At 53.8% G+C, this 14,205-nt stretch carries 13 protein-coding genes and 1 pseudogene; all 14 read left to right on the top strand.

All coding sequences use genetic code 11. The features are described from left to right. Positions 1 to 401 precede the first annotated feature (401 nt). A complete protein-coding gene (locus tag A8990_RS10495; RefSeq protein WP_116188986.1) occupies positions 402 to 1,121 on the top strand; it encodes a hypothetical protein in 720 nt (239 codons plus the stop codon). Between the two features lie 16 nt (positions 1,122 to 1,137). After that, complete coding sequence (locus tag A8990_RS10490) at positions 1,138 to 1,665, top strand: DinB family protein (protein ID WP_116188985.1); 528 nt, start codon at positions 1,138 to 1,140, stop codon at positions 1,663 to 1,665. 107 nt (positions 1,666 to 1,772) lie between these two features. Further along, positions 1,773 to 1,946 (top strand): hypothetical protein, encoded by a 174-nt coding sequence (locus tag A8990_RS31505; RefSeq protein ID WP_181909505.1) that lies wholly within the window; start codon positions 1,773 to 1,775, stop codon positions 1,944 to 1,946. Positions 1,947 to 2,337: 391 nt separating this feature from the next. Beyond that, positions 2,338 to 3,507 carry a GntR family transcriptional regulator gene (locus tag A8990_RS10485; protein ID WP_116188984.1) on the top strand — a complete coding sequence of 390 codons (1,170 nt, stop codon included), beginning with the start codon at positions 2,338 to 2,340 and terminating at the stop codon, positions 3,505 to 3,507. A 213-nt stretch (positions 3,508 to 3,720) separates the two neighbouring features. Beyond that, positions 3,721 to 5,094, top strand: coding sequence for an ABC transporter substrate-binding protein (locus tag A8990_RS10480; protein WP_116188983.1), 1,374 nt, complete (start codon positions 3,721 to 3,723; stop codon positions 5,092 to 5,094). A 128-nt stretch (positions 5,095 to 5,222) separates the two neighbouring features. After that, a complete protein-coding gene (locus A8990_RS10475) occupies positions 5,223 to 6,110 on the top strand; it encodes a carbohydrate ABC transporter permease (RefSeq protein WP_116188982.1) in 888 nt (295 codons plus the stop codon). A gap of 100 nt (positions 6,111 to 6,210) precedes the next feature. Further along, positions 6,211 to 7,059: a carbohydrate ABC transporter permease gene (locus A8990_RS10470; RefSeq protein ID WP_245995959.1), complete on the top strand. Its 849-nt coding sequence runs from the start codon at positions 6,211 to 6,213 to the stop codon at positions 7,057 to 7,059. Between the two features lie 36 nt (positions 7,060 to 7,095). Beyond that, the gene (locus A8990_RS10465) at positions 7,096 to 8,622 is read left to right on the top strand and encodes a glycoside hydrolase family 76 protein (protein ID WP_116188980.1); all 1,527 of its coding nucleotides are present in this window, start codon (positions 7,096 to 7,098) and stop codon (positions 8,620 to 8,622) included. A gap of 26 nt (positions 8,623 to 8,648) precedes the next feature. Then, positions 8,649 to 9,794 (top strand): glycoside hydrolase family 76 protein, encoded by a 1,146-nt coding sequence (locus tag A8990_RS32075; protein WP_245995944.1) that lies wholly within the window; start codon positions 8,649 to 8,651, stop codon positions 9,792 to 9,794. A 12-nt stretch (positions 9,795 to 9,806) separates the two neighbouring features. Then, complete coding sequence (locus A8990_RS32070; protein ID WP_245995943.1) at positions 9,807 to 10,874, top strand: glycoside hydrolase family 76 protein; 1,068 nt, start codon at positions 9,807 to 9,809, stop codon at positions 10,872 to 10,874. Between the two features lie 95 nt (positions 10,875 to 10,969). Continuing rightward, positions 10,970 to 11,260: a late competence development ComFB family protein gene (locus A8990_RS10455; protein ID WP_181909504.1), complete on the top strand. Its 291-nt coding sequence runs from the start codon at positions 10,970 to 10,972 to the stop codon at positions 11,258 to 11,260. A gap of 139 nt (positions 11,261 to 11,399) precedes the next feature. Beyond that, entirely contained in the window at positions 11,400 to 12,275 is an 876-nt protein-coding gene (locus A8990_RS10450; protein ID WP_116188978.1) for an NAD-dependent epimerase/dehydratase family protein, read from the top strand. Positions 12,276 to 12,461: 186 nt separating this feature from the next. Then, a complete protein-coding gene (locus A8990_RS10445; RefSeq protein ID WP_181909503.1) occupies positions 12,462 to 13,730 on the top strand; it encodes a TolB family protein in 1,269 nt (422 codons plus the stop codon). Positions 13,731 to 14,006: 276 nt separating this feature from the next. After that, positions 14,007 to 14,205 (top strand): annotated as a pseudogene (locus A8990_RS10440) (transposase); the annotation flags it as partial.

Raw genomic sequence — 14,205 nt, 5'->3', positions numbered from 1 at the left:
ACTTTCATCATCCGCAAACGAACTCCAACACGCGCCTCGCACCTCCCGCCTCCGTCCCCGCCTCTAACGGACTCCACAGCGCTTATTTAGCCAAAACCGCCAATCTCCCGCCGCTAACGGACCCCAGAAGCTTTATTTGCTCCCGAATCGATGGAATCTCCAGCCTTTTGACCGAATAACGACTCTGGAGTCCGTTACACCGAATATCGACCTGTTTTACGCCTAATAAGCACACTGTGGTCTGTTAGCGATGTGTGCTAAAATAGTTAATTTAAGAGGGAACAATAATTGAGGCTTAAGCCATTGTTGAGAATGGGTACAATCCGTTTAAATGAATGTAGAAGAGACGTTGCATGACTGGATTGCAGGCATCTATGTCGTCAATAAGGAGGAGAAGCACATTGCTGCAATTCTTGAAAAAGTTGTTTAAATCGTCCCCGGAGAGCTCGCCGCCGGTTGAGCAGGAAGTTTCCACATCACGCCCACAGTCGGCTGAACCGCAGCAGAGTGTACAAGCAGCGCCATCCCGCTATCCAGAACCCGACTACCCTGTCCCATTTGGTTACAAAATCCAATGGCTCGCCATCCAGACCGACAGCGTGGAGAAGGTGGTCGAGCAGCTGGCTATCACTCAATTGCAGCGCTCGAACTGGGCGAACGGCATCGAACGCGCGTATGAAGATCATATTTTCATCACACCTCTGGTCAAGGGCGGGGTCCTCGTAATCGGAAATGCGATGCCGAGTGCAGGCGGTGTAGGTCATGTGAATGAGATTAAGCCAGTACTGGAGCAGCTTAGCCGAGTGTTTGAAGAAGTGCATTATTACGGCTCGCACCGAGTGGTAGACTACTATGTTTGGGCTAAAGCAAGTCAGGGCCGAATCGTTCGGGCATTTGGTTCGGAAGGTGAAGTGTTCTGGGAGCAAGGGGCTGTCACGGAGGAAGAGCGGGCATTAGGATTCCGGTTTAATGATCGCGGGGCCGAGTACCATGATGGCATGTGGCTGCCGAGTGAAGAGGACGTCATTGCCGTCGCGAAGCGCTGGAGCATTGACCCGCAGATGAGTTATAGCGATTTAGTGCCTGGACTCGGATACGTTGGCAAAATAAAATCGGAGTAGAGGAGGCTCGCCAATCATGCAAAATATGGACAATATCTACCTTATCACCGACATCCCGGGCTACACGCCGCAGATTAGCCGACTGCTCTCGATGATGAATTATGCGAGACATACGACTATTGAAGCGGTGAAGGGGATGACACAGGAGCAGCTCGATTATTTGCTGGATCCGCAAAGCAATTCGATCGGAGCGCTGCTGCTGCATTTTGCGAGTGTGGAGTATGCATACCAAGTCTCGACGTTCGAGAAGCGGGAATTAACGGAAGAAGAAGAGACAATCTGGCTGCCGGCGTTGGATCTGGGAGGTGCAGGCCGGGAACATATCAAAGGGCATGAACTCGGCTATTACCTCGGCAAGCTCGAAGAGGTGCGGGGCCGCACGTACGACTTGTTCCGCACTGTCGATGACAGCTGGTTGAACGAGCAGGAGGAGTTCTGGTACGGCAAGCAAGGGAACCATTATTTCCAGTGGTTCCACGTGTTCGAGGACGAGATTAATCACCGTGGACAAATTCGACTGGTTCGCAAACGGATTCCGCAATAATTCCATACGAGCAAATCTAATAGTTTGCTCATATATCCCTCATAATTATCTGAAACTTGCCTGTTATGATGAGGGCAATAGAAGATGACTAGAGGGAGAGGATGAGTATGACAGAGCTTACGAAAGAAGTGCAGTCTCTTGTTAATCAGCTTCATCTATCGGATCAGGAAATTGCGGAGAAGTTCCAGTTCATGCACCGCGGCAAGAAGCTTACAATCGATGAATCGATCCGGTTCATCTCGTTTCTGAAGCAGGAGCTTATGGCGACGGCTGAAGCGTAAGCATTCATCAGCAATGGAACATTCGGCGTTTGTACAGGACAACAGCTTTCTTTGGGCAGATCGATCTGCTTGGGGAAAGCTTTTTTTTTATGCGGACGGGAATAGCTTGGTGGGGGTAGTCGAGAGAACACATGCGTGCTCTCAGGAGCGAAACCGCATGAAATCGGAAGTTGAGAGATAAATGTGCTCTCGGAGTTGGAATGAGCTCTCAGTCATTTCAGCATAACTCGTGACACATAAGGCTTGTGATTTTCCCACTGCCAAAGCCGATATATCATTTCCGCTTGGCAAATGGTATATATCATGATATATTGGTATAAAATGATTGTAATCAAACGAAGCTGGCTCGCCTTGGCGGTGTGTCATTGCCATATTATGGAGGTTTCGATTTATGTCTAGCGAATCTACATCCAAACCGATGTATGAGAAAATATTCGAAGCGCTGCGCGAGCAAATTATAGAGCGGAAGTACGAGGTCGGCGACCGCGTCCCGTCCGAGAAGGAGCTTGGCGACGAGTACAGCGTCAGCCGCATTACGAGCAAGAAGGCGCTGGAGCTGCTCGCGAACGAGGGCTTCATCGTGCGCCAGCCGGGGCGCGGCTCCTTCGTGGCAGAGCCGCAGGAGAAACCCGCGGCCAAAACGGCAAGCGGCACAGGGCAGCAGCACCACTCGCCTCGTAAGTCAGGCGGGAAGCTGCTCATCGGTCTTGTCATTACCGATTTTGCCGACAGCTATGGCACGGCGCTCATCTATGGAATGGAAGAGGCGTCCCGCGCCAATGACAGCTATCTCGTGCTGCGCCGCTCGTTCGGCATACCGTCGTATGAGGAAGAAGCGATCCAAGGGCTGCTTGAGCTCGGCGTCGATGGACTCATTATTTTCCCGGCGCAAGGGGAGTACTTCAATGCGGAGATATTGAAGCTCGCCATTATGAAGTTCCCGTTCGTCCTTATTGACCGTCATCTGAAGGGGATTTCCGCAGGTTCCATAAGCACGGACAATGCCAAAGCAGCCGCCCAGGGCACGAACTATCTATTCGAGCTCGGCCATAAATCGATCGCGTTCCTGACGCCTCCGCCGATGGACACGACTGCGATTGAAGAGCGGATCGAAGGCTTTATTCAAGCGCATGCGGAGAAAGGCGTTATGGTCGATCGCGAGCTGTGGATTGAAGATATTTTGTCGGTTCTGCCGCAGGGCAATGCCGAGGAGAACCGAGTCCGTGACGTCGAGAAGATTGCCGAGCATCTGCGTAAGCATCCGCAGATTACGGCGATTTTTGCGACCGAGTACAACATTGCGCAGCTGGCGCAGCGTGCGGCGAACGAGCTGGGGCTGAGGGTGCCGGAGGATCTGTCAATCATCTGCTTCGACAGTCCGGAGATTAACGGCGCCTTCCCGCTTACCCATATGAAGCAGAATCAGTTCGATATGGGCCGTACTGCCTTCGAGAACGTGCTTAAGCTGCGCGCGGGCGAGACGCTGCCGAATAAGACGCTGCTGGATGCGACACTCATGCTTGGTATGTCAACTGGACCTATGAAGCCGCGAGGACGCTAAAATTATAGAATGCAAGAAGCCCGCTGGTGCGAAGTGAACGCACTAGCGGGCTCTTTCTGTTAATATATCAATTAAATTAACTAGTATAACAATTTAATTTAAATGTTATACAAAAACATATTGACATACTATATATATGCCAATATAATTAAAAATGAAAGCGCTTCAAACATGGTGTATCAATTATAGAGGTGAAAAAGGGAGGCAGTTCAAGTGAAAAAGTGGATTTCTTTAGCGGCACTTGCCACGGTCGTCGTAGCGACGGCATCCGGCTGCGGAAGCAATGGCAATAACGGCGCGGATTCCAATAATGGCGCAGCGGCGGCGAATAACAGTGCATCAGCGAATAACAGTGCATCGTCCAACAATGCAGCAGCAAGCAACAGCTCGAATTCGACAAAGTCCGATCCGGTTGAGCTTACGTTCTGGGGTGACTGGGGCGGCGAAGGCCAGAAGCAATTCGAGACGATGGTGGACGCGTTCAACAAGTCGCAGGACAAAATCCGCGTCAAATATGTGCTCCAGCAAGATATGATCACGAAGTTCCTCACGGCTGCAACATCCGGCGGTTCCCCGGATATCTTGTTCTGGGACAGATGGAGAACATCCCTCTATGCACCGAAGAATGTCCTTCACCCTGTTGACGAGTTCATGGCTAAGGACGGTCTGAACAAGGATGACTTCTACGGCGAAGCGCTCAAGGAGCTTTCCTACCAAGATAAATTATACGGCTTGCCGCTAACTGTTGACGCGCGCGCCTTGTTCTATAACAAGAAGATTCTTGCTGACGCAGGCATCAACACGCCTCCGACAACATGGGATGAGCTGGAGCAGGATGCGATTAAGACGACCAAGTGGAATGGCAACAAGCTGGAGGTGGCAGGCTTCTCCCTTGGCGATAACGGTTTGTTCAACATGTACTTACAGCAAGCCGGCGGCCACATGCTGAGCGATGACGGTACGAAGACGAACTTCAACAACGATCAGGGCAAAGCGGTGCTCGAGTATTGGGATCGCCTGCTCAACAAGGATAAAGTGTACAAAGTCGGCTTCGAGCAAGGACTTGGCGAAGGCACGGACGCATTCGTAACCGGCAAGCTCGCGATGCAGTACACCGGTCCATGGATGCTCAGCACGTATAAGAAATACGGCAAAGACCTCGACTTCGGGATCGCGCCTCCTCCGGCAGGACCGAATGGGGACAAAGGCAGCGTAATGGGCGGATTTGGCCTCGTCATTCCGGAAGGCTCGAAGCATCAAGCGGAAGCATGGGAGTTCATCAAGTGGTGGACGGCGAACAAAGACAATGCGCTGCTATGGGCGAAAACAAGCTTGAACATCCCAGGCTACAAGCCAGCGCTCGAAGATCCGTTCTTCAAGGATGATCCGTTCTGGAAGCCGTTCCTCGATACGCTCGAGTTCGCGAAGATTCGTCCGGCGCACCCAGGCTACTCCGTCATGGAAGGCGACGCGCTTATCCCGAACCTGCAGCTGTTCCAACAATCGAAGCAAAGCCTCGACGATACGCTGAAGAAGGCGCAAACGCGCGGCGACCAATTGCTGACAGATAACGCGGAAGTGAAATAAACGAATTTCATCGTGGTTGTAGCAAATTTGTAGCCAATTGAGAGGGAAGCGCCGCAAGCGAGACTTAAGCGTGAGGCGCTTCCCTCTTAAGTACCGCTGCTTCATAAGGAAGGAGGAGCCCTTACACAATGGCTTCCATCGGCAAACTGAACCAGCATCAAGCGAGAACGGCCTACCTCTTCATCACGCCGACGATGCTGCTGTTCCTCGCTTTCACGATTATTCCGGTCGTTATGGCTCTGTATCTTAGCTTCACGAACTATGACGTTGTCAGCCGGATGGACTTCGTAAAGCTCGATAACTACAAGCGGCTCTGGCATGACTCCCTGTTCTGGCAGACGTTCAAGAACGTGTGCTACTACGCCGTCATCTTCATCCCGCTTAACATCCTGATCTCGCTATTGCTCGCATTGCTGCTCAACTTCAAGCGGTTCGGCGTCAAGCTGTTCCGCACAATGAACTACTTGCCGACCTTAACGTCCGCGGTTGCAGCGGCGACAGTATGGATCTGGCTGCTGCATCCGGAGTTCGGCCTGATCAACAATTTGCTGAGCTATGTCGGCATTGTCGGTCCTGCCTGGCTCGCACAAACCGAGACCGCGATGTTCTCCATCATCATGGTGACGCTGTGGCAGAGCGTCGGCTCGAACATGGTAATCTACATCGCCGGCCTGCAAGGCGTGCCGGATTACTTGTACGAATCGGCGAAGCTCGACGGCGCAACGGCATTCGCCCGCTTCCGCTACATCACGTGGCCGCAGCTGCGCCCGACGACATTCCTGGTCAGCACGATGTCCATCATCGGAGCGCTGCAGCTGTTCGACCAAGCGTTCGTCCTGACGCAAGGCGGTCCGGGCAACGTGACGAAGACGCCGGTCTATCTCATCTACCAGCAAGGCTTCAACCAGCTGCAGATGGGTTACGCGTCCGCGCAAGCATTCATTCTCGCTGTTGCGATCCTCATCTTCTCACTCATTAACATGCGAATCTCGAAATCTGAAGAATCGATTGTGTAAGGAAAGGCGTGAACCTATGGCACAGCAGCAAGTTGTAAACCGTCTCTCCCTGAATGAAGGGACGGGAACTGTCAATTCCGTTACGGTTCGCAGATCGATCATGACGATTCTGTTCTATATCGTAACGATTGCGATCTCGGTCGCGATGTTTCTGCCCTTCTTCTGGAGCCTTATCACCTCGTTCAAACCGAGCGATGAAATATTCTCCATGCCGATTAAGTGGATTCCGTCGACCTTGACGCTGGAGCATTACAAGGCTGCATTTACGACCGTTCCGTTCGGTCTCTACTTCTGGAACTCTTTCGTACTGGCAGCCGCAGGGGTACTGGCGAACCTGTTCTTCGGCTCGCTCAGCGGCTACGCCTTCGCGAAGCTGAACTTCAAGCTGAATAAGCCGCTGTTCCGCTTGCTGCTCGCGGCGATGATGATTCCGGGCATCGTGACGATGATCCCGAGCTTCTACGTGCTGAAGCATTTTCCGCTCATTGGAGGCAATGATCTCGTCGGCGCCGGCGGGAACGGGTTCCTGAACTCGTTCTGGGGCATTATTTTGCCGGGTGCTTCGGGCTCGTTCGCGGTGTTCTTCATGCGCCAGTTTTTCCTCACGCTGCCGTCGGACATGATGGAGATGGCACGGATTGAAGGGTGCAAGGAATTCCGGATCTTCTGGAATATCTACCTGCCGCTGACGAAGCCGGCGCTGGCGACGCTCTCCATCTTCACTTTCCAGGCAGGCTGGAACAGCTTCCTCTGGCCGATGATCATACTGAATGATCCGAACAAGGCGACGATCCAGATGGGGCTGCAGGCATTCTCCTATAACCATCAGACCGACTTCGGTCCGATGATGGCTGGCGCGCTGATTGCGGTGCTTCCGATTCTGGTCATGTTCCTGATGCTGCAGAAGTATTTTGTTCAAGGAATTGCGTTTAGCGGCGTTAAAGGTTAACTCGCTTCACAATTCATGGTCTAAGGGGTGTTCGTGATGAAAGGTTGGAGGCTTGGCAAGAAAGCGGCGGCTGTCGTTCTGGCAGCGGCGCTGCTGTTCCCCGTCATCGGGGGCGGGAATCAGGCGAATGCATTTACGGCAGCGAATGCGGATACGGCGATGAACGGCTTTGTGAACACCTTCTACGATTCCTCGGCAAAATATTTCTACACCAACAGCGACCATGCCATCCATACGCATGCCTCTGGCCCGAACGGCGGATTGTACACCGATTTCTGGTGGGAAGCGCAGCTGTGGGAGACGGTAATGGACGCTTATGAGCGGACCGGCAGCAGCACGTACAGGACGATGATCGACGATATCTATACGGGCTTCAATGCGAAATATACCGATATGATGACCAACCCGTTCAATGACGATTTGGGCTGGTGGGCGCTTGCGTGCATGCGGGCGTACGAAATTACGGGCACGGCGGAATACCGCAACCGGGCATCGTTCTTGTTCGACCAAATCTATTCCTTCAATGATTCGACGTATGGCGGCGGTATATGGTGGAAGCGCGACGGCACTTCACCGCAGAAGAACATGGCAACGAATGCGCCGATGGTCATGACCGCCATCAAGCTGAAGAATGCGACTGGCGACACCACGTATCTGACGAAAGCAACGAACATCTATAACTGGATGAAGAGCAAGCTTGTGAGCGGCAGCAAAGTGAACGACCATGTCGAAGGCTCCGGCAGCGGCACGGTTATCAATTGGGATTTCTCGTACAACTACGGCACTTTCCTCGGCGCGGCGCTTGCGATGTATCAGGCGACAGGAACGAGCAGCTACCTGACGGACGCGAACAATTCGGCGAATTATGTCATTAACAATATGACGCTGTCCTATTCCTTGATGTACGAGGGCGAGGATGACGGAGCCGGGTTTAAAATGATTTTTGCCCGCAATTTGAACAAACTTCGCGTCGCGACAGGCAACGCAACCTATTTGAACTTCCTGCAGCAGAACGCGACGCAGGCGTTCAATCACCGCAGAACGAGCGACAATGTCATCGGCAGCGACTGGACGGGACCGACAGGAACCGGCTTCGTGCAAAGCTTGGCGGCAGCGGCAGGCGCATCGATTATGCAGTTCACGCCTGCAGACAATTACACCGGCAACATTGCGGGCAACGGCACCTATGAAGCGGAGAACGCGCTGAAGAGCGGGTCTATTATATCGGAGAGTACGCAATCGGGCTATACGGGACGCGGTTATTTGGCAGGCTGGAACTCGGCCGGCACGGTTACGTTCAACGTCAATCAGAACTCGGCGAGCACGCGTACAGTAACGATTCGCTATGCAGGGGGAGCGGGCAATTCGAGCCGCTACATCTCCGTGAACGGCACGGTGGTTGCAAGCAACCTGAGCTTCCCATCCACGGGCAGCTGGGGAACATGGAGCACGGTGACCATCAACCTGAGTCTGAATGCAGGCTACAACAAGGTGATCATCGGATTCGATAGCAGCAAGGGCAACAGCAATTATGTGAACATCGACAAAATTTCGGGTTTATAAACAACAAGGCTGGTGAGCATCTCAAGGTGAAACGAAGAAGCACGATCTTAACAGCGGCCCTTGCGGTGCTGATTATCGTAGGGCTGGCTGCATGGCGCTGGGGATTTGGCGGCGCTGCCGAAACGGGCAGCGCTGCATCGGTATGGAGCGAGCGGGCCGACCTGACGCAGCAGGAATTGACGAAGTCTTTTTGGGATGAGAAGCGAGGGCTGTTCAATAATGCGGCGCCGTGCATAGCGCAGCTGTGCACGGACCCGTTCAATTACTGGTGGATGGCGCATGCGGTTGATGTGCTGACCGACGGCTATGAGCGTACAGGCGACATGCAATATGTCACGCAGCTCGATAAGCTCTATCAAGGATTGTTGGACCGCAACGCAGGCGTCTTCATCAACGACTATTACGATGATATGGAATGGATGGCACTGGCATGGCTGCATGCGTTCGACGCAACCGGCGATGATCGGTACCAGCAAGCGGCGATGACGCTATGGCAAGAGATTCAGACAGGCTGGAATGATGCGATGGGCGGCGGTATCGCTTGGCGCAAGGAGCAGCTGGATTATAAGAATACGCCGGCGAATGCGCCTGCGATTATACTGGCAGCTCGCGTATATACCCATACAAAGGCTGACGCTGATTTGGCATGGGCGAAGAAGCTGTACGATTGGGAGAAAAGCAATCTGGTAGATCCGGACACCGGGCTGGTCTGGGATGGAATTAACCGTCAAGGCGACGGCGCGGTCGATAAGGACTGGAAATTCACCTATGGCCAAGGCGTCTTCATCGGCGCAGGAGTGGAGCTGTACCAAATTACGAAGGAGCAGCGATATCTGGACGATGCGCGCAAGACGGCGGCCAATCTGAAGCAAGATTTTCTGTCGCCTGCGACGGGAATGCTGCCTTCGGAGGGTGAAGGGGACGGCGGATTATTCAAGGGCGTGCTCGTTCGCTATATTGGCGAACTGCTGAAGCTCGATCCGTCGCAGACCGAGCTGCGCGAGATGCTGCTGACGAATGCGGACAGCTTATGGAATTATGGCAAAGACAAGGATAAGGCGCTGTTCAGCAATTCGTGGGCACAGACGCCGGATGCGGTCGTTCAACTGAGCACAGAGCTCAGCGCGGTCATGCTGCTCGAACAGGCAGCGCGAATAGAGAAACAGGAATAGGAGAGTGGAGCCATGATATGGGGAAACCGTGCAGAAGAAGCACAGCAGGCGTTGTCGGAGTTATTTTGGAATCCGTCCATTCGTCTATATGATATCGAAATTCCTTGCCCGAACGGGGCATGCAATACGATCTTCCATTATTGGTGGATGGCGCACGCGGTTGATGCGCTGGTCGATGGATATAATCGGACAGGCGATGCGAGATATGCGGCACAGCTGGATGAAATCTATGAAGGGCTGCTCGTGCGCAACGGCGGCGCGTTCCCGAATGAGCTGTACGACGACATGGAGTGGATGGCGATCGCATGGCTTCGGGCATACGAGGCGCTTGGCGTGACGAAGTACAAGGAAGCGGCGCTCGTGCTGTGGGAGGATATCAAGACCGGCTGGAACGATCATATGGGCGGCGGCATCGCATGGCAGAAGCCGCAGCTCGACTATAAGAATACGCCCGCGAACGGGCCGGCTATTATTCTCGCTGCACGGCTGTATCGCCAGTTCGGGCAGGAGGAAGACCTCGAATGGGCACTGCGAATCTACGCTTGGCTGAAGAGCCATCTGGTTGATCCGGCTGACGGCTTCGTCTGGGACGGCATGAACCGGGTTGGCGATGGACAGATCGACAAGGAGTGGAAATTCACCTACTGCCAAGGGGTTTACATCGGTGCAGGGGTGGAGCTGTTCCGTATCACCGGTGAGCGCATGTACCTGGAGGATGCGATGCGTACGGCGTCCGCAGCAGAGCGGGAGCTGACGGATTCGGCGAACGGCCTGCTGCCGGACGAAGAAGATGGCGACGGCGGCCTGTTCAAGGGCATCCTTGTCCGCTACCTAGGCGAGCTGGCGAAGGAAGCGCCTGCGCATAGCTCGGCTGCGCCGCTGCTCGCGCGGAATGGAGCAACGCTTTGGTCGCTCGGCCGCGATGCAGGACGCTGCGTGTTTAACACCAATTGGGGCGCGCAGCCGGCAGAGCGAGTCACGTTGAGCACCCAGCTGAGCGGCATTATGCTGCTGGAGCAGCTGGCGGAGTTAGAGCGTCTAGGTATGGGAGAGACAGTGCTTTTGGATGAAGTGGTCTGACTTATTAAACCTTTTAAAAAATTGCTAGAAATTGACTTCACATTCCAATGAAAACCAGTATAATTGGCTGTATAGATAAGCATTGGAGTGGGCACATGTACTATTCGGGCGAATTGAGAGTAATGAATGCGATGGAGCCGATTGTTGTTGATATTTTAGAAGAGCATTTTGTTAAGACGGGCGTGCTCAACTGTAATTGCGATAACTGCAAGCTTGATATTTTGCTGCTCACATTAAATCATCTCCCCACGCATTACACCTCCAGCCAGGAGGGCGAAGCTTACATTAAAGCGCAGTATATGAACCCGCAGCACCAATCGGACGTCCTGAGGGAAATTACGAATTCGGTGCAAGTCATTGAGCTGAAGCCGCATCATCGTTCATGAGACCATAAGACCATAAGACCATAAGACCATAAGACCTAATCATCCATTCCTTGCGGAGTGGGTGATTTTTTGCTTCTTGGCGGTAGATTATGGCAAGATAGGTACGTAGATAAGCGGTGTGAAAAAGGAGCGATATTCGATGCGTAACGTGCTGGTGCTGGGCGGAACACGATTTTTCGGGAAGAAACTGGTCGAGCGGCTGTTGAAGGCGGGCGATCAGGTGACGATTGTGACAAGAGGCGGGCTGTCTCATCCGTTCGGGGAGACCGTGAAGCATTTGCAGCTGGACCGCACGAATGTGAAGGCGCTTGAAGAAGCGATCGGCGATGCGCCGTATGACGTCGTCTACGATAACATTTGCTTTATGCCGAAGGATGCCGAGGAAGCGGTGAATCTGTTCGCAGGCAAAGCGGGCAAATACATCGTCACTTCCACGCTGAGCGTATATCCGTTCGGGGAGCCGCGCAAGTCAGAGGAGGCATTCGACGCGCTGAACTATACGGTGCCGAAGCCGTACCCGCATGATATCAACTATGGTGAGGGCAAGCGTCTGGTCGAAGCGATCTTCTTGCAAAAGGCAACGTTCCCCGTAGCGGCGGTGCGCTTCCCGATCGTATTGGGCGAGGATGACTATACGCGGCGGCTGCATTTCCACGTCGAGCATGTACAGCAGGAGCTGCCGATCGGCATGCCGAATACCGGCGCGGCGATGTCGTTCATCGACGCTGACGAGGCTGCGGCCTTCCTCGACTGGTTGGGTCGCAACGATGCAGTTGGCTCCTTCAATGCTTGCTCCAGAGGTGAGATTTCGCCGTGCGGCATAGTGGCGCTTATTGAGGAGGCGACCGGGAAGAAGGCATTCGTGGCGCTCGAGACGGACAAAATGCACGAATCGCCGTTCGGTGTTCCGGAGCCGTGGTACATGAGCACTGCGAAGGCTGAAGCTGCGGGCTACACGTTCAAATCATTAGAGGCTTGGCTGCCGCCGCTCATTAAACAACTGGCTGCGGAATAGATAGGAAGACGGTCACCTTAGGCGCTTGGGCGGTTTGAGGTGGCGGTCTTTTTTTTATATTCATAGCAGTTGGAAAATCCGTCCATACTACGTGAGGCTATTCATTTACGATGGAGGGTAACGATGAGAAACGAACGAGCTATACGAGCGTGGTCTGGTATGTTGAGAAGATTGGGGAGGCCTGGATTGGGATTGCTGCCGGCGCTGCTGGTTGTTGCAATCATTTTCAGCGGATCGGCGCAGGCGAAATCGGCTGAGCCGGTACCGAAGAAGCCGCTGATGGCGGCATTCGTCCGAGACGGTGCGCTGTGGGTGAAGGCGGATGGCGGCGGCGAGAAGCGCCTGACGGAAGCGAATCAGGCGCGCGGGCCGAAGTGGTCGGCGGACGGGGCTTGGCTCGCCTATACGATTGGCGAGAACCGCGAAGATCTGTGGATGGTGCATGTTCCGTCAGGCAAAAGCAGGCTCGTGTCAGCGGGCTTCGGCGGACGATACGAATGGTCCCCGAGCCGCGGGCTGCTTGCCTTCGAGAAGAATCAGCGGCTCTATGTCGTCGGTACGGCTGATACTTCGCAGCCGGTTGAGATGACGGGCACCGTGGGCGAGATTGGAAACTATGCTTGGCTGCCTGACGGCAACGGCTTCCTGGTCTCGACAGCGGCGCACCTGCTGCCGGATGGGAATTGGACGCCGGTGAGGCTGGACGAGATTTTGCTGCCGAGCGGACCTGCTCCGGGTGGAGCGGCTGTTCAGGCGAAGCCGCTTGCGGTGCTGCCTGCCAAGCTGAACGATCAAGTCGTCGTCGGCACAAGCACGTTCAAATGGTCGGCAAGCGGCAAGTGGATCGCGTTCCTGGCGACGCCGACAGCGTCTTTATCCGCAGATGGCAACACGTTATGCGTGCTGTCGTCGGATGGGAAAAAGTTGAAGCCGGTAGACATGATGGCGAACAATGCGAACTGGTTTGAATGGCCTGCGCAGGGCGATTCGCTTGCCTATATTAGCGGAATCGGGCGTGAGGCCATCTCGAACAAGCAGCTCAAAGTAGCCGTCTCGCCGGAGTTTAAGCCAGGGCCGTCGTATACGCCGCCGCATGATGTCGATCAGAATCTAACGTGGTTAACCAATAGCGATATCGTCGTGCAGCGCGCGAGAGAAAGCGGAGGAATCAGCGATCCGAATCAGCGTCCGTTCCCGAATCTGGTGAACGTGAAGCTCAGCGGCGGTCAGCAGAAGCGGATTACGAGAACCAGCACCGAAGCGGGCGATTATCAGCCGACAGCGCTTGGTGCGAACGGTCTCGCGTGGGTCCGCTCGAACAAGACGAAAGCCGACGTGATGCTCGCGCCCCAGGACAAGATCGGGAAGAAAGCGAGCGTCTGGATCAAAGGCATCGATATCGGCGATAACTTCTACGAGCAGTGGAATTGGGGCTCGGTGCTGAAGTTTTATTGAGTTGCTGACAACGGAGTGGATCGCTAGGGGAATCGCTTGAGTGGCCTGTCTGAGTGGCCCCCAGCAGCCGCTGAGCGCGGGGCTATGTTGGATAAATCCACTCGTTTTGCCCCGATATAGCCGTTTGCGTTAGCTATATTGGATTTAGAGTCAATTTCATAATGAATAACCCCTTGGAATTAAAGGCTTTTTAGCATGCAAAAAAGGAGTGCCTCCCCAATTTCTCGAAGTTATGGTTACCACACCAAATAACTGAGAAAAGAAAGGAGCACTCCTATGTACTCTATTCAACAAGAAGAGCTGTTTTCCTTCGAGGATTTAATGGAATTTGAGGCAGAAGCAAAATATACAGCTATTTTATCCCATTTGCCGATTGGAACCATCCTACACGCGATCAGTGGTTCTCCTCAGCGCGGGCGTCCGGAATCGATCAATACGCGGGCCATGATCTACTCGCTCCTTATTGCAAAAATCG

This window comes from Paenibacillus taihuensis, assembly GCF_003386535.1.
Classification (GTDB): domain Bacteria; phylum Bacillota; class Bacilli; order Paenibacillales; family Paenibacillaceae; genus Paenibacillus_Z; species Paenibacillus_Z taihuensis.
This window is presented reverse-complemented; position numbering and strand designations above follow the sequence as displayed.

What these genes read in the sequence shown, in the direction of transcription:
- A8990_RS10450 (WP_116188978.1), top strand. Translation starts at nt 11,400, where the DNA reads ATGCGTAACGTGCTGGTGCTGGGCGGAACACGATTTTTCGGGAAGAAA.
- A8990_RS32070 (WP_245995943.1), top strand. Translation starts at nt 9,807, where the DNA reads ATGATATGGGGAAACCGTGCAGAAGAAGCACAGCAGGCGTTGTCGGAG.
- A8990_RS31505 (WP_181909505.1), top strand. Translation starts at nt 1,773, where the DNA reads ATGACAGAGCTTACGAAAGAAGTGCAGTCTCTTGTTAATCAGCTTCAT.
- A8990_RS10455 (WP_181909504.1), top strand. Translation starts at nt 10,970, where the DNA reads ATGTACTATTCGGGCGAATTGAGAGTAATGAATGCGATGGAGCCGATT.
- A8990_RS10465 (WP_116188980.1), top strand. Translation starts at nt 7,096, where the DNA reads ATGAAAGGTTGGAGGCTTGGCAAGAAAGCGGCGGCTGTCGTTCTGGCA.
- A8990_RS10470 (WP_245995959.1), top strand. Translation starts at nt 6,211, where the DNA reads ATGACGATTCTGTTCTATATCGTAACGATTGCGATCTCGGTCGCGATG.
- A8990_RS10475 (WP_116188982.1), top strand. Translation starts at nt 5,223, where the DNA reads ATGGCTTCCATCGGCAAACTGAACCAGCATCAAGCGAGAACGGCCTAC.
- A8990_RS10485 (WP_116188984.1), top strand. Translation starts at nt 2,338, where the DNA reads ATGTCTAGCGAATCTACATCCAAACCGATGTATGAGAAAATATTCGAA.
- A8990_RS10490 (WP_116188985.1), top strand. Translation starts at nt 1,138, where the DNA reads ATGCAAAATATGGACAATATCTACCTTATCACCGACATCCCGGGCTAC.